The organism is Paenibacillus sp. MMO-177 (assembly GCF_037147795.1).
Taxonomy (GTDB): Bacteria; Bacillota; Bacilli; order Paenibacillales; family Paenibacillaceae; genus Pristimantibacillus.
This window is the reverse complement of record NZ_JBBCUR010000001.1, coordinates 1,049,426-1,069,975: the sequence shown is the minus strand read 5'-3', so window position 1 is coordinate 1,069,975 and position 20,550 is coordinate 1,049,426. Positions and strand designations below refer to the sequence as shown.

The following is a 20,550-nucleotide window of genomic DNA, read 5'->3' as shown; positions in this document are numbered from 1 at the left end:
AACCTCTTGGAGCCTAGGCGGTGCGGTTTCCAAGGGGTTATTTTTATAGTAAGATGGGTTTGCTAGGATTCGGATGCAGGGAGAGATAGAGCTATGAACGATTTGATGAAAACATTGCTTGCTCAGGAAGAGGAGCTTCAGTTCGATTCTTTCACCAATGAGGACGCGCTGCAATTAGGCAATATCGTGGTACAGCATGCGAAGGATGCGATCGGCAAAGGGATTGCCGTACATATCGAGAACGATGAGCATCCGCTCTATACCCACTATATGGCGGGTACCTCCAAGGACAATATTTATTGGGTGAATACGAAAAAAAATGTTGTGAACCATTTTGGCCACAGCTCTTTATATGTTGGCGAGATGTTCCGTGACAAAGGGACAACGTTCCCGGAAAGCTCGGGTCTGCCGTTGTCCGATTATCAGGGCGAAGGCGGTTCATTCCCGATTATCGTCCGCGGCCAAGGCAAAGTCGGCACGATTACCGTATCCGGTCTGACGGGTGAAGAAGACCATCAAGCGGCGGTAGACGGCATCCGCAAGTTTTTGAAGAAGGAATAGGACATCGTTATGACAAGGCACCTCCGCTTTAATCGTGCAGATTAGGTATGGAGGTGTTTTTTAGGTTTGCCTGCGGTTGAAAGGAGATAGTCCGGATGAGGGGAAAAGCTATTTTTCTTGATTTTTACGGGACGCTTGTGCATGAAGACGACGATATTTTACCGCCGATTTACGATCAGATCCTGGCAAGCATGGAGACCTCTTGCGAGCCGGGCGAGATCGGTCAATATTGGTGGAAAACGTTGTCGGGCTTGTTTGATGCCAGCTTCGGAGAACGGTTTAAGCCGCAGCGGGAGCTGGCGCTTCTGTCTCTTGCCGAGACGCTGGCGCATTTCCAGTCGGATTGTTCGGCGGAGCAGCTTATCGGCAGGCAGTTTGAGCATTGGGTGAAGCCGGAATTGTATGAGGACACGTTGCCTTTTCTCTCGACTTTCAGTCATCTTCCGATTTACATTTTATCCAATATCGATACGGCTGATATTGCGGCAGCGGCTGTTTTTCATGGGATAAAAGTGACGGACATCGTGACGAGCGAGGATGTGCGGGCTTATAAGCCGCGTCCGGAATTGTTCCTTGAGGGCATGAAGCGCTGCGGTCTCAAACCTTCGGAGATTGTGCATATTGGCGACTCCTATAGCAGTGATGTCGTCGGAGCAAGCAGGCTTGGGATTCAGACCATCTGGCTTAACCGGCTGAATAAACGGCAGCCGCAAGGGCTCGAGCCGGATTATATTTGCCATGATTTAAAAGCGGCTGAACAATGGCTGCTGCAGAGTAAGAAAAACGAAGCGAGATAACAAGCAGATGCTTTTAGGAGGATCAAGATGGATAAGCCGCTGACAGGCGTAGGCGTGGGCGTGGGTGCAACTTACGAGCATAACAAGCTGCTCGTAGACAGCTACAGGAAATGGACAGGGCAGGAATTGGTGCCCGGCGAGCACGGTAAGGAGAAGGGGCTGGAGGAGCTGTTGTTTACGGCTCCGAGAGTGATACTGTCGCATGGGACGGAGAGCGATCCGGTACTGAATTACGGCAACCGAATGGCTCTGGGGCTATGGGAGATGACGTGGGAGCAGCTCACGAGCACGCCTTCTCGACTTACGGCAGAGCCGATGGAACGCGCGGAGCGGGACCGGTTTTTTACGCAGGTTACGGCAAACGGTTTTGTCGATAACTATACCGGTATCCGGATCTCCAGAACGGGACGGAGATTTTACATCGTTAACGCTACGGTGTGGAATCTGGTGGATGAGCAGGGGATTTACAGAGGGCAGGCGGCGACTTTCCTGGATTATAAGTACTTGTAGTTTTTTTGCGAACCTTTAATTGTTACGGCTTGTCCCGTCATTTATCTAGTTACAAGCTGCTAGAAAGAGATTTATACTGGGAAGAGATTAACCGACAGGAGATGAGCCTAAGTCATTATGTTAATTCAATCCGTTAATACTTCCATTAAGGCTGTTGCTTTTACGTTTGATGACGGACCCAATCCGATATACACCCCGGAGCTGCTGGAGATCTTCGCTGAAGCCGGAGGGAAAGCAACCTTCTATATGATCGGCGAGCAAATCGCTGCTCATCCGGAGGTGGCGAGGCTTGTCCATGAGCAGGGGCATGAGATCGGCAACCATTCGTATACGCATCCCAATATGACCGAGCTGTCGGATCAAGAGTTCGAGAGCGAGCTCTCGCGGACAGAGGAGCTTATCAAGCAAGTGACGGGAACGCGGGCTGCAACGATGCGCCTGCCATATCTGGCGGGAGACGAGAGAGTGCATGCCATGCTTGAACGCGAAGGCTATCCGTCTATCGGAGCATTGAACATGGATGCGAAGGATTGGGATATGCCGGGCGTTGACCATATCCTCGATGCTACGCGCAAAGCAGTGCGTAATGGCGGTATCTTGATTTTCCATGACGGGTTCGGCGACCGTTCGCAGTCGGTAGAAGCGGTGCGCGTGCTGACGAAGGAGCTGACGGCAAGCGGGTACAAGCTGGTAACCGTAAGCGAACTGCTTCGTTTGGCAGAGTAGTGGGGCGAGAAGCTTAACGATGCGAGGCATCGTTAAGGCGGTTAAAGGGGCAATACGAGGGAGGCTTAACGATGCACGACATCGTTAAGCATGTGAAAAACCTGCGAAAAGGCGGGTAAAGCGCCAAAATCGCATAGCTTACGATACGCCGTATCGTTAAGGTAGTTAAAAAGGCAATACTCGGGAGGCTTAACGATGCGAGGCATCGTTAAGCATATAAAGAACATGGCCCTGCGCTGACTATTCAGCGCAGGGCCATGTCTTTTATTCGGCTGCAGGCGGACGTTTGCCGCTCTGCAAATCTTTTATCGAGTAGCCAAAGTCCATTTGAAGGTGGGGGTAGTCCTTGAAGCTTGTCCAGTCTCCGCCCCAGGCAAAACCAAGCTTCTTGGCTGCCGAGACGACTTCCATCCAATCGGATTTCCCGTTGCCGTTGCCGTCATATTTCATATCCCAGATCACGTCGCCATCGGGCTTGACCAGCGCGAAATCGACCGCGAGGCCGTAGTTATGGTAAGAGGCGCCGCCTTTGACATTAGTGACCACTTGTCCCGGCTCGGACCGGCCTTTCTTATAAAGGGCGTTCTGCTCTTCGCTTGAGCGGAAATCGTCGGTAATCATAATTTTGATACCCAGCCTGCCGGTCTGGGCCACAAGCTCATCAGCTTTCGCTGCAACAATTGGGTTAAGGCCGGATATTGCCGTGCTTTTTGCCGGTGCCTGATCCCGGGCAGGCGCGGGATGATCCTGAACCGATTGAATCCATCTCCAGCCCATCACAATAATCGCGACCAACACAAGCGAGGTCATAACCCGGCTTCTCTTCTGCTTCTGTTCCGGCCTGACATACGGCTGGCCTATTGGGCCAACGCTCGTATTCTGCCTTGCCAAAGGTTCGGGCATTTCTTAACTTCTCCTCTCCAGCTGTTCGTTTTCTCTCTCTAAATCTATGAATCTCTCTATTAGCATGCGCAATTATGTAAGCTTCTAAACACTCGGATTGTCCTATTGTAGCATAGTTCGACATTCGCTTGCCCCCGTCCGGGGTAGGGGACTGCAGCCCAGGCATGTCCCGCCAGACAGGCGGTGCCACGATTGAGGTTTCCCTCATGGGCTAGCCGGTATAAGGCATGTTCCGTTCGATAAGCCCCTTCCTCCATAAAACGCACAAAAGGCCCATCGAAATGGGCCTTTTGCTTGCTGATTATGCTTCGTATGCTGCCGGGATGATTCGTGCAATTAAGCTAGGGATTAATAAAATTTACCAAAGCCACAACCGCAAATAATGATCACCAACAGTATAAAGAGCACCAGGATGAAACCTGTAGAGTTAGCACCACCAACGAAACCGGACATTACAAATGCACCTCCTTCGTCTTGAATACTCTATAACTTATGACGATTTTCACCGGGGTGCTTGGGTGTTTGTTCCTGAGGCAATTGACCAATTATAAATGCAGCTCTATGACGCTTGTACCGGAATTACGGCTGCACCGGAAGCCGATTGCCATTTTCTTGCCGATGAACCCTCGCCGGAACTTTGTTACCATTAGAGAATCATGACCTTTATCTATTACAAAGAAACATCACGGAAAGCCTAGTCTGGCTGTTTGCGTGATCATTCTTTTTGGGAGGACATTCTCTTGATTGCCACCAAGTTTAAGAGATGGGTCGCGGGAGCTGCAGCATTGTCCTGCCTAATGGGAATCGTTCCAACCGTTGATGCAGCCAGCGCGGACAAGCAGCCTTTTGACGATATTGCGGGCAGCTTTGCAAAAGACTCTATCATTCGCTTATACGACAAACAAATATTATCGGGTACTTCCGCTAGAACCTTCTCGCCCAAACAACCCGTTACCCGGGCGGAATTCATTACGATCCTCGACCGCGTACTCGGGATTAAGACCGTTCACGGCGAGATCAGTCCGTTTAAGGATATGAAGCAAACAGACTGGTATTACGATGCGGTTACGGCTGCCGTCCAGGTCGGCCTGGTGGATGGGACAAGCGCACATACCTTTGAACCGTCGAAGCCTGTAACGAGGCAGGAAGCGGCGGTTATGCTTGTGCGCGCCTTCAAGCAGTCCGGCGTATCCGGCGATACCTCGTTTTTCGCGGACGCTGGCGAGATCGCGGATTGGGCAGATAATGCGGTTGGCGCGGCGCTTGCGCTTAACCTAATGGCCGGAGATGCCAACCGTAAATTTCATCCGGCAGACGGGATGACCAGGCAGGAAACAGCAGCCGTCATTGACCGCGCGCTTCAAAATATAAAATGGGCTTCCGCGCTTGCGAAATTGCAGTCTTCTACGCGCATACAGCTTGGCTGGCAATACGGCCAAACGACAGCCCAATATGAGCAGTCGGTTCTTCAAGCAAACGTAACGACGTTATCTCCGCGTTGGTATTTCTTCGACCCGGCTGGAGTTGTGGCGGACTATACGGATCAGTCCCTGGTGAACTGGGCAAGTAAAAACAAAAGACAAATTTGGGCGATGGTCGGCAATCGCTCAAGCCAGGAAGTGACGCATCAGAGCTTGTCCAATGTGACGTACCGCGGTAAAGTGGTCGATCAGCTTACGGGCTATGTGCAGAAGTACGGGCTGAAAGGACTTAACATTGATTTTGAAAATGTCGCACCCGAAGACCGTGCCTACATGACCGCATTTATTAGCGAGCTTAGCGCGAAGCTGCACAAGATTGGCGCCGTTGTATCGGTATGTGTATCGCCCGACCTTGGCAGTGACTGGACCGAAGCGTTCGATTATCAGGCGCTTGGAGCTTCGGCCGACTACATGGTATTGATGGCTTACGACGAGCATTGGAGCACCAGTCCAATTGCAGGCTCAGTCGCTTCGCTGCCCTTTGTGGACTATGCCATCACCGAGATCCTCAAGGAAGTGCCCGCGAGCAAGGTCATTTTGGCACTGCCTTATTACAATCAGGACTGGGTCACGGATAAGACCGGAAAGGTAACGGCTGCGGAATTGACGCTCATTGAGCAGAATAACATCGTCCGCAACCGTTCGCTGCTTCCGGCATGGGATGCATCGGTTTCGCAATATACGGCTTCGTATCAGCTTAACGGCCTTAAGCATCAGCTCTGGATCGAGGATGGACGCTCCCTTGCCGCCAAATACAAAAAAGCTATGGATTATAATCTGGCCGGCCTTGCCTATTGGTTCATGGGAGGAGCCAGCACCGATATTTACGCCAGTCTTAGCAATGCCGAAAGGTTCTATGGGTTAAATTTTAATTAGGTTATGGATTCATGCTCTTATTTATTTACTCGATTAACAATAAAAAGAACGCTTCCCGCACCGTCGTGCGGGCAAGCGTTCTTTTTGTTTTGGGGCGATTGCATTACCGGTTCTTTACGTATTCCAGGAACATCCCTTTGAGGATAAGCAGCTGCGGCCTTGATTCGAGATCCGATTCGAACAGCAGAATGTTGTTTTGCAGCGACAACTGCCGCGAAAAATGGCCAAAGGTGTTCATGATCGTCGTCAACGTTTCTTTGATCTGCAGATCCGGGCGGATCGAACGATCCTCGACGCCGGACTGCACAATGGCGGCAAAATGCAACGAGATCCGCCGATGCAAGGCCACAAACGTCTCCATGTCCTCGACCGGCTCCTGAGAGTGGGCAGCATAGCTGTCGAAGTCGACCATAAATTTGGCGCTAGCGCGGTTATGCTCCTCGATTAGGAAGTCGAATAGCCGTTCCAGCTTGTCCAGACAAGTCAGCGGCAGGGCGGCGGTCGCCATGAAGGCGTCATGAATCGGCTGCAGCAGCTTGGTCGCCACCGCAACGATCAGCTTCTCCTTCTTCGGAAAATACCGAAACAGCGTAGCGATGCCGATATTGGCAGCGTCCGCGATATGCTGCATGGTTGTTTTCTCGATGCCCCGGCGGATAAACTCTTGCTCGGCCGCCTCTAGAATCGCCAGCAGCCTCTGCTGTTTGCCGTCGCTCCGTTCTTTCTCGTACCGTTCTTTAGGATCCATTTGTCGTTACCTTTCATTGGCTAAGCAGCCATCAAATATATGGGTATTATAACGATGCCAACTCCTTCTAGGCAAGAAGCATTGCGCATCGCCGAACATGATGATATAGTTTATATCATAGTGATATACACACTATCATTTTATTATTCGGGGAGAGATGATCCATGAGTCGTCTAGCAGATAAAGTAGCTATCATTACAGGCGCGGGAAGCGGCATGGGCCGGGAAGAAGCGCTATTGTTCGCCCGCGAAGGCGCAAAGGTGGTCGCCACCGACATTAATGAAGCAGCGGTGTTGGCCGTCGTGAAGGAGATTGAGGCGGAAGGCGGCGTTGCAATGGCTATCGCGCATAATGTCGCGTCCGAGGAGCAGTGGACGAGCGTTGTCGCGGCGGCGGTAGAGACTTATGGCCGAATCGATATTCTCGTCAACAATGCCGGTATTTCGTTTGCGGTAGGCATGCTGGATACCACGGTCGAGCAATGGGACAAAGTCATGAATATTAACTTATCTAGCGTGTTTCTCGGGATGAAGCACGTTGTTCCTCATATGCAGAAAAATAACGGCGGTTCGATTGTAAATATCTCGTCGATCGCCGGCCTTACCGGCAGCCAAGGCGCTGGCGCATATACCGCATCGAAAGGCGCTGTTCGCATGCTGAGCAAGGCTGCTGCCGTAGATTACGGCAAGGACAATATCCGCGTTAACTCCGTCCATCCGGGCTTTATCGAGACGCCGATGAGCAAGGAATTCGTGGGCAACGAGCAAATGCTCGCGTGGTTCCTTTCCCAGACCGCATTGCCGCGCGTTGGACAAGCGGTTGAGGTTGCGAAGGCGGTCCTGTTCCTCGCGTCGGATGACGCGTCCTACCTGACGGGTATCGAATTGCCGGTCGACGGCGGTGTGACCGCGAAGTAAGGAAAATAGAGCGGATTATATCAAAGAACCACGCTGAAGGCGAAAGACGCCCGGCGTGGTTCTTTTGCTTTGAGCTATTTTATGCCATGATAAGATTATGCTTACGAAGTAAGAATAGCCGCCAGAGAGCGGCAGCAATTCTTTAAGTTTATGCTTACGAAGCAAGAATTGCCGCCAGAGAGCGGCAGCAATTCTTTGGAGGTGACAGGGTGTATTCTGATATTCAATTCGCAAGCGACCGGCCGGTATCGATGCAGGTCAAGGATTATATGAAACGGCTGATGATAACGGGCGCGCTGCAGGCGAATCAGAAACTCCCGTCCACGCGAGAGTTAAGCCTCTTGATGAATGTTGGCCGCAACACCATCGTGACCGCTTATGCGGATCTGGTGGATGAAGGATTTATATATGCGGTAAAAGGAAAAGGCAACTTCGTTGCGCAATCGGCGGGCGGCGTTGCGGCGGAAGAAGGCACCGGCAAGCAGCTTGACTGGAGCGAGCGGATTAATGATCTGGCCCGCGCGGCGGAAGAGCATGATCTGATGAAGCATGGCATTCGCGCGAAGCGGGGGGCTATTTCTTTTACCAGCATCGCTCCGGACGAAAAGCTGTTTGACCTGCAAAATGTGAAGCGCGCATTCCTCGACCGGATGTCGCTGGAAGGCAACATTATTCTGAATTACGGCTACGCCAAGGGGTATAAGCCGCTGATCGAATTCCTGATGCGTTACATGGAGAACAAAGGAGTCGATCTGGCCGGGAAGGATATGCTCGTTACAAACGGTTTTACGGAAGGGTTCGACCTTGTCCTGTCGGCGCTTGGAAAGCGCAGCGGACACGCGTTATGCGAGAACCCGACTCATCATACCGCAATAAAAAATTTAAAGATGCACCAATTCGCCATTACGGGCGTAGATATGGAGCCTGACGGCATTAGCCTAGAACAGCTGGAAGAGAAGCTTGGCGGGCAGCAATTCGACCTCGCCTATCTTGTTCCTTCGTACCATAACCCGACGGGGATCGTGATGTCCCACGAGAAACGGGCGGAAACGGTGCGGATGCTGAACGACCGCCGGATTCCGATTATCGAGGACGGCTTTAATGAAGAGCTTCGTTATTCAGGTGCTCATGTGGCCCCTCTGCTCGCTTACGGCGGCAACCGCAATAACGGAACGATTTATTTGGGCAGCTTCTCCAAAATTCTGTTCCCCGGCCTACGCGTCGGATGGATTCTGGCGGATAAGGAGCTGATCGGCTATCTGGAAAGCGTCAAACGCGCGCGCACCATTCATACATCAACTCTTGATCAATCGCTGCTCTATCAATATCTTCATAATGGCAACTTCGAGAAATATCTGAAGCGTGCGAAGGCGGAATACAAGCGCAAATACGAGCTGGCCGTGGAGAGCTGCAAGACGTATCTGCCGCTGAAAAGGCTGTCAGGCGACGGCGGGCTTCATTTGTTCGTCGAGTTCGAGGAGAGCTTCTCCACACGGGAGCTGCTGCAGGCCTGCACGGAGCAGGGCGTATTGTTTACTCCCGGCGACATTTTCTACACGGACGGCGGCGGCCGCCATACGATGCGGCTAGGCTTCTCCCGCGTCTCCGACGAGAATATCGTCATAGGGATCCAAAGGATCGGGGACGCTGCGAAAGCTATGCTCGGGAAGTAATTTGCAGGGAGCAAAGCATATGCTTTCGAGCAATATTGCTCGTTAAATTTTATCTGAGTTTAACTCTCACAAAATTTTCAGGAGGCTTATTAACAACATGATGAAAATCGGCGTTATTATGGGCGGCATTTCGTCCGAAAGAGAAATTTCTTTATTAACGGGGCAAGAAATGATCGCGAATCTGGATCGCGGCAAATACGAAGTTGTGCCGATCGAGATTAACACGAAACGCGACTTGATCGATAAAACGGCCGGTATCGACTTTGCGCTGCTCGCTCTTCACGGCAAATACGGCGAAGACGGTACGGTGCAGGGCACGCTGGAATCGCTGGGCATTCCTTACTCCGGCTGCGGCGTGTTGTCGAGCAGCGTAAGCATGGATAAAGAGCTTGCGAAAAAGCTGATCCGCTTTGACGGCATTCTGACGGCCGATTGGATTAACGTCGCCAGCATGGAGGAGCTTGCCGCGGCAAACGTGGAGCGCCTTGGCCTGCCGGTTGTCGTGAAGCCGAACTCGGGCGGCTCCAGTATTGCTACGCGTCTGGTCAAAACGCAGGATGAGATTGCGGAAGCGGTAGCGGAAGCTCTGAAATGGGATGATTCCGTAATGATCGAGCAATTCGTTGGCGGGGAAGAAATCACATGCGCCGTGCTGAACGGCAAGCTGCTTCCGATCGTATCGATTAAAGCCAACTCGGAGTTTTTCGATTTCGATTCCAAGTACCAGGATGGCGGAGCGACGGAAGAAGTGATCGAATTGCCGGCCGACGTGCAGGCCCGCGTCGAAGCGTCTGCGCTTGGCTGCTATAAGTCGTTAAAATGCAGTGTGTATGCGCGCATCGATATGATCATCGCGAACGGTGTTCCGTACGTTCTGGAAGCTAATACGCTGCCGGGCCTGACGAAGAACAGCTTGCTGCCTAAGGCGGCCAAAGCGGCTGGTATCAAGTTCAACGAGCTGCTTGACTACATCATCGATTATTCTCTAGAGGAACGCAAAGAGAAATAATCGGCTAGGGAGAGGATTAACCATGTTGACGACGAGCACATGGGTGACGCCGCTAGTCCGCGATTTGCCCCCATCGGGCATTCGCAAGTTTTTTAACGCGGCTGAGGGAAACAAGGAAATCATTTCGCTGGGGGTCGGAGAACCCGACTTCGCAACGCCCAAGGCGGCCAGAGAGGCCTGCATCCGGGCGCTCGAGCGGGGCCGGACGATGTATACGCCTAACGAAGGCCTTATGGAGCTTCGGGAGGAGATTGCAGCGTACTTGGACAAAAGCTTTGGAGTCAGCTACGAACCGGCCAAGGAAGTGCTGGTGACGGTAGGCGGCAGCGAGGCGATTGACCTGGCGATGCGGGCGCTGCTTGAGCCCGGCGATGAAATGATTATTCCGGTACCCGGTTACATTGCTTATGCGCCGATTTGCAAGCTGAACGGAGGGGTGCCGGTTGAACTGGAGATGACGGCGGCCCAGTCGTTCAAGCTGACGGCGGATGCGCTCAGGCAGGCGATAACCCCCCGTTCCAAGGTGCTCTTCGTCAATTTCCCTAGCAATCCGACCGGAGCGGTCATGTCCTACGAGGACTGGCTGCCTATTACGAGGCTTGTTGAGGAGCATAATCTCATCGTATTGTCCGACGAGATCTATGCGGAGCTGACTTACGAAGGCAAGCATGTCAGTTTCGCATCCCTGCCGGGGATGAAGGATCGGACGGTGGTGATCAGCGGCTTTTCCAAGGCTTTTGCCATGACGGGAATGCGGGTCGGCTACGCATGCGGCGGTCAGGAGTTGATCGCGGCGATGACCAAGATCCATCAGTATACCGCCCTCTGCGCGCCGATTGTAGGCCAGGTTGCGGCGATCGAATGCCTGCGGAACTGCATGGAGGATAAGGATGAGATGATAGAGGCGTTTAATCAGCGGCGGCGGATGTTCGTCAAAGGATTAAGCGAGCTTGGCCTTGCTTGCCGGGATCCGCAAGGAGCGTTTTATGCTTTCCCGTCCATCGCTGCGACCGGGCTTGGCTCGGAGCAGTTCGCTACGCGGCTGCTGCAGGAAGCGAAGGTAGCGGCAGTGCCCGGCTCGGTATTTGGCCGGGGCGGCGAAGGCTTTATCCGCTGCTCGTATGCTTCTTCGGCATCGAATCTGTCGGAGGCGCTGGAGCGCATCGGCCGCTGGATGCGGACAGCGATGTAAAGTTTTTGAGCCTCTCTCGCGGCAGGCTGGCAATTTGCCAGCCTGCCGTTTTGCGTATTTGCTTAGATGCACAACGATGCTGTAAGGGATGCAGCATACTGGGAATGGGTATACCCTGTGCTGGGTGTGTATGCTGCACCAAATACAGCATACGCGCTCGATTTCGCGCTCCGGTCCACCGCGTATCATCGCATGCGTCTAAGCTGGCGTCTCCAGATGCCATATGCCTCGCAGAATGCAGAATGCAAACTAGTGTAAGCCCAGAGTGCCATATACTGCACAGAATGCAACATATACGGCCGGATAAGGTGATCTGGAGCACCGTATGCTGTACGGAATGCAGTATATGAGCCCGATGTAGCACTCTGGAGCACCGTATGCTGTACGGAATGCAGTATATTGGTCTCGATGGGGCTCATTTAGGCCGTTTCGGACGGGATATCCTGCATATTGGGCAGGATATCCCGGGCCTTCGGCGCACATGCGGCAATATACTGCAAAACGTGCAATGGAAGCTGCCGACGTATGCAGCCGCAATCTATGTGCACTAGCAAACAGGTTATTCCGGCGAATCAGTCCTCTTGGGCTGGTTAGCCGGAATAACCTGTATTTGCATCTGTAGCAGCGGTCATTTGCAGAATGCGGAGCAGGTATGATAGGTTGGAGAAACATAGTTTAGTTGGAGAGTTGGTGATTCTATGCCCATTCACATCGGCCTTGCCGGCTGGGGAGACCAAGACGCGCTGTACGGTCCAAGCGTAAAAGCAAAGGACCGGTTGAAGGAATACGCGAAGCATTTCCCGCTAGTCGAGGTGGACAGCAGCTTCTACGCGATACAGCCCCCTGAGAGGTTCGCGAAGTGGACGGAGGAGACGCCGGAGTCGCTGCATTTTATCGTCAAAGCGTACCAGGGGATGACGGGACATCAACGCGGTCCGGCGGCAGCGGCTGCTGCGAATGATCCGGACAGCATGTTTGCTGCCTTTCGCGAATCGATTGCGCCGGTGACGGAAGCGGGGCGCCTGAGAGCGGCTCTGTTTCAGTACCCGCCATGGTTCGACTGTACCAGGGACAACGTGCGTATTCTGCGCGAAACGAAGCGCCGGATGGAAGGGATCCCTGTCGCGCTCGAGTTCCGCCATCAGAGCTGGTTCACCGAGGAATACCGGGAGCGTACGCTGGATTTCATGCGCCGGGAGGGCTGGATGCATAGCGTATGCGATGAGCCGCAGGCGGGCTTGGGGTCCATACCGACCGTGCTAGAAGCAACGGATGCCGCGATGACGGTTGTCCGGTTCCACGGCCGTAACGCCAGCGGCTGGAACCAAGGCGGGGCACCGAATTGGCGGGATGTCCGTTATTTGTACCGCTACAATTCGGACGAGCTGCAGCAGTGGGCGGAATATCTCCGGCTGCTGCAGCAGCAAAGCGAGCATATTTGCGTGATCTTCAACAATAACTCCGGCGGCGATGCGGCGGATAACGCGAAGCAGATGATGGCGCTGCTCGGACAATTGAGGCCCGACGGCCGGGATCCGCTGGAGCCGCGCGAGGAACCGCCGCAATACGAGCAGCTTGATCTTTTTTAACTACTCCAGCCATAAGAGAGAGCATGAAAGAGGCAGCCCTTGAAAAATAGAAGAACGCTGTATATCCTCACGATTGCCGTTTCTATCGGCTTTATCGGATATACGACCTTTATGAACTTTATTTACGATCCCGAAGCGAGCCGCTTCCTGCGTCATAAGACCGACTTGAAGCATGTGTCGCTGTGGTTGGCCATTATGGATGTCCATATTGCGGCGGCTTGCGCGGCCATGATTGCCGGACTTATTAACTTTTCCGGACGGATAAGAAGGCGCAGCTCCAAGCTCCATCGACTAATCGGCTATATTTACGTGCTGGCGGTGGCAATCGTTGATCTGACGTCCGGCTACATGGCCCCATCGTCTACGGGCGGAAGAGTGAACAGCATTGCGTTTAATTTTATTAATATGATCTGGCTTGTTATTACCGTAATTGCGGTTGTGAAAATCCGAAAAGGAAAAGCCGCGGAGCACAGGAAATGGATGATTCGAAGCTATGTTTTTGTCTTTACCAATTTGTTCACCCATCTGATTACAGCGGCTCTTCACAATGGCATCGGGGTGGATTATACGCTGAGCTATACGATCGCTATTTACAGCACGATTGTGCTGCTGCTTTTGCTGGCAGAGGTTGTCATCCGAGCAAACAAAATAAAACAGGAACTGTCTTGAGACCGCAGTTCCGGTTTGTTATTTTAATTGATTTTCGTCACAGTTAGTGAACTTGAACTATTTCTTACTTCACCGGAAGTATTGCTAACGATATACATCTGTATGGTGTCATCCGTATTCAACAAAAGTAGAATGTTGCTGCTTAACGTAAAAGCGTGGCTGGTTCCGAGATCCGGTACGCGATACTGCAGCTGCCCGACCGTTAAAGCTGTATCCCCATTAATGGAATACCGAATCAAGATATTTCCTCCCTCACTGCTGCCATTACTTAAAATGCTGGAAAAAGAAATTGCGTATACGCCTGCGCTATTGACCGTAATGGAATTATCGCTAAGGCTGAGAGATGTTCCGGATGATAAACCTAACGTATCGAATGTAAGAAAGGTTCCCGCTGGCGCCGCATGTGACGAGTTGGCATACAAAGAGCCGTATACCGGGCTGTATCCGGCTCCGGGAGGACCCGGGGGACCCGCCGGTCCTTGAATGCCCTGCGGTCCTGCCGGTCCTGTCAGGCCGGTTAGCCCTGTAAGTCCCGTCTGCCCCGTTTGCCCTGTTTGTCCGCTCATAACATCACTCCAACTTTTTTTTACAGTTATATGCAATTCCAAAGTTGTATCATGATTTTAAATACTAATTTCTCAAAAAACCCATCGCATCATAGGCCCCAAGAATGGACAAACGGGTAAGCTGCAGCGCCATATGGCGGGAAGAGTAGACCATCCGCTGCTCCAGCCATTTGCGGGCCATGTGGAAGGCCGAGAAGCTGATGTAATCTAGCAGCAGATCAAGCGGGACGGATTGTTTCTGGTCCATGCTGAGCGCCGTAATGCGGGCGTAGAAGGCATCGCGGATGACGCCGAGCAGGGAAGACGCATAATCGGCACCGGCTGTTGCCGGATTAATCCTAGTCAGAAGAACGCGGTAGAACACCTCATTTTCTTCGATTTGGCTGAACAGAAGGACGAAAAAAGGATCGGGCGCGTTAAAATCCGGTATGTAAGTTTCGTTCCGGTCTGCATCAATAAGTGCGGTGAGCTGACTTAATTTGTCCTTCACCATATGGTCCAGCAGATCGAATTTGTCGCTGTAATAGGCGTAAAAGGTAGAACGGTTTACGTTAGCCCTCTCCGTTATATCCTTGATGACAATTCCCTCGATATCCTTCTCCAAAAGCAAGGCCAGAAACGCCTCCGAAATAAATTGTTTGGTCCTAGCGATTCTTCGGTCCGTGACGATTTGGTTTTGTTGGACAGACATGTCTCGTTTCCCTCCAATCAGACATTTTTAATAAAAGTGTTGGATATCCAACTTTTAGGTGATCAAGAGATGGCTGATCTCTGCTTAAAGTCAGCCAGACAATTGTTTGCGGATTGTGCGGATATCATTTTCAAATCCTACAAAATGGTCAAAAGTGTTGATTTCACAACGTTTACGTCGCAAATAACGGTTGCTGCAAAATGATTATTAGCTATCATAATAAACAAAGCCGATTAAATCAATTGGGATAGTAAAAATTTTATAATCAAGATGAAAAGGGGAGGTTCGCTTGCGAGGAGAGGCTTTTCTTCAGAGCTTAAATGACGGCCGAAAAATATGGCTGGACGGCACCCAGGTGCAAAACGTGCCTGCGCATGCGGCATTCAAGGGAACGCTCGATACGATCCGGCAGCTGTTCAATATGCTGGATGACCCCGCGGTCCAAGCCAGCGTCGGTTATAAAGTGGAGAGTACCGGGCGTTATGCCCACAGCTCCTTTCTGGTTCCTTACACGCGGGAGCAGCTTGCGCAGCGCAGCGGCTCTTTCAATCGCTGGTCGCAGGAAACGCATGGCATGATGAGCCGCTTGTCGGACTATGCCAGGTCGCTTGTTACCGGCTGGTACGCTGCCCGGGACGAACTCAGCCACCTGGATCCATTATTCAAGGAGAAAATTACTCGTTACTACGAGGAAGCCCGTGACAAGGATTTGTTCCTGACGACGGCGATTATCGATCCGCAGATCGACCGCTCCAAAAATTTGGACGATGACCGGATCGCCGAGCGCTTCCTGCATGTCGTTAAGGAGACTAGCGAAGGAATTGTCGTCCGCGGTGCCAAGATGATTGCGACGGGCGCGCCTTATACGCATGACTTTATCATCTCGTCCTTCTTGAAGTTCGAGACGGCGAACCGGAGCCATGCGCATGTGCTGATCGTGCCGGCCAACTCGCCGGGACTGCATATCGTGTGCAGGGAATCCTTCGCCAGCGCAAGCGAGCGTAACCATCCGCTAAGCGCGAATTACGACGAAATGGACGCGGTGCTCTTTTTCGACGACGTACTGATTCCTTGGGAACGGGTGCTGCTGTACGGCGACGCGCAGAAGGTGCTGACCTTGAGGGCTAACAAAACCGCCAATGCGCTGGCGTTCCATCAGAACATCGTCCGCTATGTTGCTAAGCTGGAATTTGTCACAGGCGTGGCCTTTGCCGTTACGGAATCGATTGGCGCGCAAGGCTTCCTGCATGTGCAAGAGAAGCTGGGCGAGCTGCTGACGCAGATTGAGGTAATCAAAGCGCTTGTTATTGCATCGGAGGCGCAGGCAAAACCGGATAAATCGGGCGTGCTTGTGCCTGAAATATCTTATATCGATACGGCGCGCAATATCGGGACGAAATTTTATCCCCGCGCAATCGAGATTTTGCAGCAGGTCGGCGGAGGCGGCTTCGTTCAGGCGCCTTCCGGCATCGAAGACTTCTATGGTCCGCTCGCGGACCTGATGCACAAATATTACGAAGGCGCGACGGTCAGCGCGGAGAAAAAAGTGCAGCTGCTCAAGCTGGCCTGGGATCTGATCGGCAGTCCGCTCGGATCGCGGCATGAGCTGTATGAACGGTTTTACGCGGGCGATCCGGTGCGCGGCTATGCGAACCAGTTTCTTAGCTTCGACAAGGAGCGACTCACCGCTCCGGTCTGGGATTTGCTGAAGAAGGCAAGCAAGGACGGAAAGACGCTGGTGTAGTTCACAATGAAGGCTGAAATAGAAAGGATGAAGAAACGATGGAATTATTCTGGTTTATTCCGACGCATGGCGATGGACGATACCTCGGTACAAGCGAAGGAGCAAGAGCGGTTACGTACAACTATTGCAAGCAAATCGCGCAAGCTGCCGATGAACTGGGCTACGGCGGCGTTCTGCTGCCAACCGGCAAGTCCTGCGAGGATGCCTGGATTGTTGCTTCAACGCTTGTGCCCGTAACGGAACGGCTGAAATTTCTGGTTGCCGTTCGTCCCGGCCTTACGCTGCCGACGGTAGCGGCGCGGATGTCGGCTACGCTTGACCGCTTCTCGAAAGGCAGGCTGCTCATTAACGTTGTAGCGGGCGGCGATCCGGTAGAATTGGCCGGCGACGGTCTGTTCCTTGACCACGATACGCGTTACGAATTGACGGATGAATTCCTTCATATCTGGCGTAAGGAGCTGGAAGGCGAAAGCGTGGACTTCGAAGGAGAACATCTGAAGGTGGAAGGCGGCAAGGTGCTCTATCCGCCCGTGCAGAAGCCTTATCCTCCTCTCTATTTCGGCGGTTCTTCCGAAGCGGCAATGGACGTGGCGGCCGATCATGTGGACGTCTACCTGACATGGGGCGAGCCTCCGGCAGCCGTCAAGCAGAAGGTCGAGAAGATGCGAGCGCTGGCAGCGGCCAAAGGACGCCAGCTCAAATTCGGCATCCGGCTGCATGTCATCGTCCGTCCGACGGAAGAAGAAGCATGGCGTGCGGCAAACGAGCTTATTGAAAATCTGGATGAAGAGACCATCGCATCGGCGCAGAAGATATTCGCGCGCATGGACTCGGAAGGCCAGAAACGGATGAGTCAGCTGCATAACGGCGACCGTTCGCGGCTTGAGATCAGCCCGAACCTGTGGGCGGGCATCGGCCTTGTGCGAGGCGGAGCGGGAACGGCGCTTGTCGGCAGCGCGGAGCAAGTGGCTGAGCGGATCAAGGAATACGCGGAGCTGGGGATCGAGACGTTTATTTTATCCGGTTACCCGCATCTGGAAGAGGCATATCGGACCGCCGAGCTGCTCTTCCCGCTGCTGCCGCTGGCGAAACGGAGCGGCGAAGGCGACCGCGCATTTATCAGCCCGTTTGGCGAAATGATCGCAAACAACGAGCTTCCCGGACGCGCGCCGAAGGCAGAAGCGGCTGTTTCCGGCAAATAAGAGCAAAGGGGATTGGAAGATGAGCGCAATTGAATTTGGCTATTGGGCCCCCCTCGAGGACGGCGGGCTGCTGGCAACAAAGCTGCCGCAGCAGACCAGCTCCTCCTTCGAGGCAAATATCCGGTACGCGGAGCAGGCGGAGCGCACGGGCTTTGATCATATGCTGCTGCCGACCAGGTTCGTAGCCAGCAGCGATTCGGAGAATCAGTGGGAATCTCTTACCTTCGCGGCGGCGCTTGCGGTGAAGACGCGGAAGCTGGGGCTGATTGTTGCGGTGGCCTCGGGTCTTATCCCTCCCGCGATTGTAGCGAAGATGCTGACGACGATTGATCATCTAAGCGGCGGCCGGGCAGCGATTAACGTTGTAAGCGGCTGGCTGAAGGATGAATACATCGCGCTTGGCCAGCCTTGGCTGGACCATGACGAGCGGTACCGCCGCTCGGAGGAGTTCATCCGCGTGCTGCGAGAGTTGTGGACGGAAGATCAGGCAACCTACGCGGGAGACTTCTTCCGGCTGCGCGAGGCGGATTTCAAGCCAAGACCCGTGCAAGTACCGGGACCAACCATCTACCAGGGCGGCAATTCGAAAGCGGCGAAGCAGATGGCCGGACGCGTATCAGATTATTATTTTATGAACGGCAATACGCTCGAAGGGCTTAAGAAACAGGTCGATGAGGTCAGAGGTTATGCCGCTGATCATAATCGCGAGATCAAGTTTGGCGTAAATGCCTTCGTCATCGTGCGGGATACGGAAGAGGAAGCAAAGCAGGTGCTGCGCGATATCATTTCGAATGCCGATTCGGCAACGGTAGAAGCCTTCCGCGAGCAGGTGAAGCATGCCGGACAATCGTCGGGCGACCGCGACGGCATGTGGGCGAACTCGACGTATGAGGATCTGATCCAATTCAACGACGGCTTCAAGACCGGGTTGATCGGGACGAAAGAGCAAGTGGCGAGGCGAATTCTCGAATTGAAGGAGATCGGCATCAACCTGGTGCTGACAGGGTTCCTGCATTATGACGAAGAGCTGGCGTTATTTGGGGAGCAGGTCATCCCGCTTGTGCGTCAGCTCGAGCTGGAAGAGAGCGTCAGCGCAATCGGCCGGTAATCCCGGCGCGCGTGAACAATGGAATAAAGATAGATCCGATCGGACGACCGAAGGCTCTCTCCTATCCTTTTGCAGGAAAACGCGGGAAGTCTTTTTTTGTTGTCTATTAACGATCGGGAGGAATGGAATTTATGAGTTCATTGGAAAAAGAAACGGTGTCAAACCCGAGGGCGTTAGAGCCCAAGCGAAAGCTGACTTTGGTTGATGCCATTGGCTCAACCTTGGCGCAAATGGCGCCCGCGGCGGCTATTTATTACGGTCTTCCGGTTATCTTCCTGGCGACCGGCGTCGGTTCGCCGCTTACGCTCCTCTTATCGGCCGTCGCGATTATTATCGTCGGGCTCAGCCTTACCCGTTTTTCGGCCAAACATCCGTCCAGCGGCTCGCTCATCAAATATATCGGCATGTCGTTTGGCGGAGTAACGGGCACGGCTTCTTCTATTGTGTTTATCGCGGGTACGGTGTTTCTGGCAGCATCTGCTTTTATCGAGCTTGGCGGCTGGACCGCGGACTCGCTGGCGTTATACGGCATTCATATTCACTGGGCGATCCCGACGGTAGTCCTTGGCGTCTTGATCTGGGGGCTGACGATTATCGGCATCGACCGCTCGACCAAAATCGCAAGCATCGCGCTTATCATCGAAGTGCTTGTGCTGCTTGGCGTGTCGGTCTATATCCTGCTTGATCCGCCTAACGGGCTATCGGCTAAGCCGTTTGTCCCTTCATCGGTAACGGACGGTCTTGCAGGCGTGGGGCTTGGTTTCCCGCTGGCCATCTACCTGTTCATCGGCTTCGAGAATTCGGCTGCGCTGGCGGAAGAAACGCAAAATCCAAAGCGCAACGTCAAGCGAGCCGTACTGGTCAGCATCGCGATTATGACGGTGTTCTATCTGCTTGTCAGCTATGCCGTTATCGCGGGCTTTGGCAACAACAACGAGGAGCTCGTGAAAAGCTCGAATCCGTTCATGACGCTGGCAGACCGTTATTTGGGCGATTTCTCGTTCCTTGCAGTTATCGCCGGTTTTACGAGTATCGTCGGCATGACGATCGCTTGCCTGAACGGCTTCTCGCGGATCGCCTTCAACTCGGCACGCGAAGGGCTGATCACCGTAAAACTCAGCGCGGTCTCCAAATGGCAGACGCCTGCCGGCGCCTTGTCGCTGCTGAGCGGCCTCGGAATCGTATTCGCGCTGCTGTTCGGCTTTGCCGGCGATACATGGGTAACCGGCTTCGGGTACCTCGGAACGATCGGCACGATTCCGCTGCTGCTTATTTATGCGCTGCTTAATATTGCGGTTATCGTGTATCCGAACGAAGAGCTTAACGTGTTCCAGCGCTACGTGCTTCCGGTGCTTGGCGTAATCAGCATCGCGCTTCCGATCTGGGCAATGATTCAGCCGGGGCAGCCGAAGCCGGTCAGCTACTTCCCTTGGGTCATTTTTGCTATCGTCCTCATCAGCCTGGCTTATGCCTGGTTCCGGGTAAAACGCGATCCCTCGCTGCCCGCCCGCGTAGGCGCCGCAGCCGAGCCATCCGGAGAATACGAAGCGAAAGCTTCATCGATATAAAAGGTTATAAAACAAGTTAT

At 53.2% G+C, this 20,550-nt stretch carries 19 protein-coding genes; 15 read left to right on the top strand and 4 right to left on the bottom strand.

What is annotated here, in order from left to right; all coding sequences use genetic code 11:
• Positions 1-93 precede the first annotated feature (93 nt).
• The 4 genes from WFK81_RS04725 (at position 94) to WFK81_RS04710 (ending at position 2,594) form a co-directional block, all read left to right on the top strand.
• Positions 94-561, top strand: coding sequence for a heme-degrading domain-containing protein (locus WFK81_RS04725; protein ID WP_336785271.1), 468 nt, complete (start codon positions 94-96; stop codon positions 559-561).
• A 95-nt stretch (positions 562-656) separates the two neighbouring features.
• On the top strand, positions 657-1,358 hold the full coding sequence (locus WFK81_RS04720; RefSeq protein WP_336785270.1) for an HAD family hydrolase: 702 nt from the start codon (positions 657-659) through the stop codon (positions 1,356-1,358).
• A 27-nt stretch (positions 1,359-1,385) separates the two neighbouring features.
• A complete protein-coding gene (locus tag WFK81_RS04715; RefSeq protein WP_336785269.1) occupies positions 1,386-1,868 on the top strand; it encodes an MEKHLA domain-containing protein in 483 nt (160 codons plus the stop codon).
• Positions 1,869-1,985: 117 nt separating this feature from the next.
• Positions 1,986-2,594, top strand: a complete 609-nt coding sequence (locus WFK81_RS04710) for a polysaccharide deacetylase family protein (protein WP_336785268.1) — start codon at positions 1,986-1,988, stop codon at positions 2,592-2,594.
• A 264-nt stretch (positions 2,595-2,858) separates the two neighbouring features.
• On the opposite strand, the gene WFK81_RS04705 is transcribed toward WFK81_RS04710, so the two are convergent.
• Positions 2,859-3,497 carry a M15 family metallopeptidase gene (locus WFK81_RS04705; protein ID WP_336785267.1) on the bottom strand — a complete coding sequence of 213 codons (639 nt, stop codon included), beginning with the start codon at positions 3,495-3,497 and terminating at the stop codon, positions 2,859-2,861.
• Between the two features lie 740 nt (positions 3,498-4,237).
• Here WFK81_RS04705 and WFK81_RS04700 point away from each other — a divergent pair.
• Positions 4,238-5,854, top strand: coding sequence for an S-layer homology domain-containing protein (locus tag WFK81_RS04700; protein ID WP_336785266.1), 1,617 nt, complete (start codon positions 4,238-4,240; stop codon positions 5,852-5,854).
• Between the two features lie 103 nt (positions 5,855-5,957).
• On the opposite strand, the gene WFK81_RS04695 is transcribed toward WFK81_RS04700, so the two are convergent.
• Positions 5,958-6,602 carry a TetR/AcrR family transcriptional regulator gene (locus WFK81_RS04695; RefSeq protein WP_336785265.1) on the bottom strand — a complete coding sequence of 215 codons (645 nt, stop codon included), beginning with the start codon at positions 6,600-6,602 and terminating at the stop codon, positions 5,958-5,960.
• A 164-nt stretch (positions 6,603-6,766) separates the two neighbouring features.
• On the opposite strand from WFK81_RS04695, the gene WFK81_RS04690 reads away from it, so the two are divergent.
• From WFK81_RS04690 to WFK81_RS04665, 6 genes are all read left to right on the top strand, one after another.
• Positions 6,767-7,519, top strand: coding sequence for an SDR family NAD(P)-dependent oxidoreductase (locus WFK81_RS04690; RefSeq protein WP_336785264.1), 753 nt, complete (start codon positions 6,767-6,769; stop codon positions 7,517-7,519).
• A 209-nt stretch (positions 7,520-7,728) separates the two neighbouring features.
• Positions 7,729-9,192, top strand: a complete 1,464-nt coding sequence (locus WFK81_RS04685; RefSeq protein ID WP_336785263.1) for an aminotransferase-like domain-containing protein — start codon at positions 7,729-7,731, stop codon at positions 9,190-9,192.
• 100 nt (positions 9,193-9,292) lie between these two features.
• Complete coding sequence (locus WFK81_RS04680) at positions 9,293-10,201, top strand: D-alanine--D-alanine ligase (RefSeq protein ID WP_336785488.1); 909 nt, start codon at positions 9,293-9,295, stop codon at positions 10,199-10,201.
• Between the two features lie 22 nt (positions 10,202-10,223).
• On the top strand, positions 10,224-11,393 hold the full coding sequence (locus tag WFK81_RS04675; protein WP_336785262.1) for an aminotransferase class I/II-fold pyridoxal phosphate-dependent enzyme: 1,170 nt from the start codon (positions 10,224-10,226) through the stop codon (positions 11,391-11,393).
• A gap of 698 nt (positions 11,394-12,091) precedes the next feature.
• A complete protein-coding gene (locus tag WFK81_RS04670; protein WP_336785261.1) occupies positions 12,092-12,982 on the top strand; it encodes a DUF72 domain-containing protein in 891 nt (296 codons plus the stop codon).
• Positions 12,983-13,021: 39 nt separating this feature from the next.
• On the top strand, positions 13,022-13,651 hold the full coding sequence (locus WFK81_RS04665; protein WP_336785260.1) for a DUF2306 domain-containing protein: 630 nt from the start codon (positions 13,022-13,024) through the stop codon (positions 13,649-13,651).
• A 23-nt stretch (positions 13,652-13,674) separates the two neighbouring features.
• Here WFK81_RS04665 and WFK81_RS04660 read toward each other — a convergent pair whose 3' ends face one another.
• The gene (locus WFK81_RS04660) at positions 13,675-14,217 is read right to left on the bottom strand and encodes a hypothetical protein (RefSeq protein ID WP_336785259.1); all 543 of its coding nucleotides are present in this window, start codon (positions 14,215-14,217) and stop codon (positions 13,675-13,677) included.
• Between the two features lie 64 nt (positions 14,218-14,281).
• Positions 14,282-14,908 carry a TetR/AcrR family transcriptional regulator gene (locus WFK81_RS04655; protein ID WP_336785258.1) on the bottom strand — a complete coding sequence of 209 codons (627 nt, stop codon included), beginning with the start codon at positions 14,906-14,908 and terminating at the stop codon, positions 14,282-14,284.
• A gap of 289 nt (positions 14,909-15,197) precedes the next feature.
• On the opposite strand from WFK81_RS04655, the gene WFK81_RS04650 reads away from it, so the two are divergent.
• From WFK81_RS04650 to WFK81_RS04635, 4 genes are all read left to right on the top strand, one after another.
• Positions 15,198-16,652, top strand: a complete 1,455-nt coding sequence (locus WFK81_RS04650) for a 4-hydroxyphenylacetate 3-hydroxylase family protein (protein ID WP_336785257.1) — start codon at positions 15,198-15,200, stop codon at positions 16,650-16,652.
• Positions 16,653-16,690: 38 nt separating this feature from the next.
• Positions 16,691-17,854 carry an FMNH2-dependent alkanesulfonate monooxygenase gene (ssuD, locus tag WFK81_RS04645; protein WP_336785256.1) on the top strand — a complete coding sequence of 388 codons (1,164 nt, stop codon included), beginning with the start codon at positions 16,691-16,693 and terminating at the stop codon, positions 17,852-17,854.
• 19 nt (positions 17,855-17,873) lie between these two features.
• Entirely contained in the window at positions 17,874-18,962 is a 1,089-nt protein-coding gene (gene sfnG / locus WFK81_RS04640) for a dimethylsulfone monooxygenase SfnG (protein ID WP_336785255.1), read from the top strand.
• A gap of 131 nt (positions 18,963-19,093) precedes the next feature.
• Positions 19,094-20,530, top strand: a complete 1,437-nt coding sequence (locus WFK81_RS04635) for an APC family permease (RefSeq protein WP_336785254.1) — start codon at positions 19,094-19,096, stop codon at positions 20,528-20,530.
• Positions 20,531-20,550 lie beyond the last annotated feature (20 nt).

What these genes read in the sequence shown, in the direction of transcription:
- WFK81_RS04710 (WP_336785268.1), top strand. Translation starts at nt 1,986, where the DNA reads ATGTTAATTCAATCCGTTAATACTTCCATTAAGGCTGTTGCTTTTACG.
- WFK81_RS04635 (WP_336785254.1), top strand. Translation starts at nt 19,094, where the DNA reads ATGAGTTCATTGGAAAAAGAAACGGTGTCAAACCCGAGGGCGTTAGAG.
- WFK81_RS04670 (WP_336785261.1), top strand. Translation starts at nt 12,092, where the DNA reads ATGCCCATTCACATCGGCCTTGCCGGCTGGGGAGACCAAGACGCGCTG.
- WFK81_RS04705 (WP_336785267.1), bottom strand. Translation starts at nt 3,497, where the DNA reads ATGCCCGAACCTTTGGCAAGGCAGAATACGAGCGTTGGCCCAATAGGC.
- WFK81_RS04715 (WP_336785269.1), top strand. Translation starts at nt 1,386, where the DNA reads ATGGATAAGCCGCTGACAGGCGTAGGCGTGGGCGTGGGTGCAACTTAC.
- WFK81_RS04680 (WP_336785488.1), top strand. Translation starts at nt 9,293, where the DNA reads ATGAAAATCGGCGTTATTATGGGCGGCATTTCGTCCGAAAGAGAAATT.
- WFK81_RS04720 (WP_336785270.1), top strand. Translation starts at nt 657, where the DNA reads ATGAGGGGAAAAGCTATTTTTCTTGATTTTTACGGGACGCTTGTGCAT.
- ssuD (WP_336785256.1), top strand. Translation starts at nt 16,691, where the DNA reads ATGGAATTATTCTGGTTTATTCCGACGCATGGCGATGGACGATACCTC.
- WFK81_RS04675 (WP_336785262.1), top strand. Translation starts at nt 10,224, where the DNA reads ATGTTGACGACGAGCACATGGGTGACGCCGCTAGTCCGCGATTTGCCC.
- sfnG (WP_336785255.1), top strand. Translation starts at nt 17,874, where the DNA reads ATGAGCGCAATTGAATTTGGCTATTGGGCCCCCCTCGAGGACGGCGGG.
- WFK81_RS04655 (WP_336785258.1), bottom strand. Translation starts at nt 14,908, where the DNA reads ATGTCTGTCCAACAAAACCAAATCGTCACGGACCGAAGAATCGCTAGG.
- WFK81_RS04660 (WP_336785259.1), bottom strand. Translation starts at nt 14,217, where the DNA reads ATGAGCGGACAAACAGGGCAAACGGGGCAGACGGGACTTACAGGGCTA.
- WFK81_RS04695 (WP_336785265.1), bottom strand. Translation starts at nt 6,602, where the DNA reads ATGGATCCTAAAGAACGGTACGAGAAAGAACGGAGCGACGGCAAACAG.
- WFK81_RS04690 (WP_336785264.1), top strand. Translation starts at nt 6,767, where the DNA reads ATGAGTCGTCTAGCAGATAAAGTAGCTATCATTACAGGCGCGGGAAGC.
- WFK81_RS04725 (WP_336785271.1), top strand. Translation starts at nt 94, where the DNA reads ATGAACGATTTGATGAAAACATTGCTTGCTCAGGAAGAGGAGCTTCAG.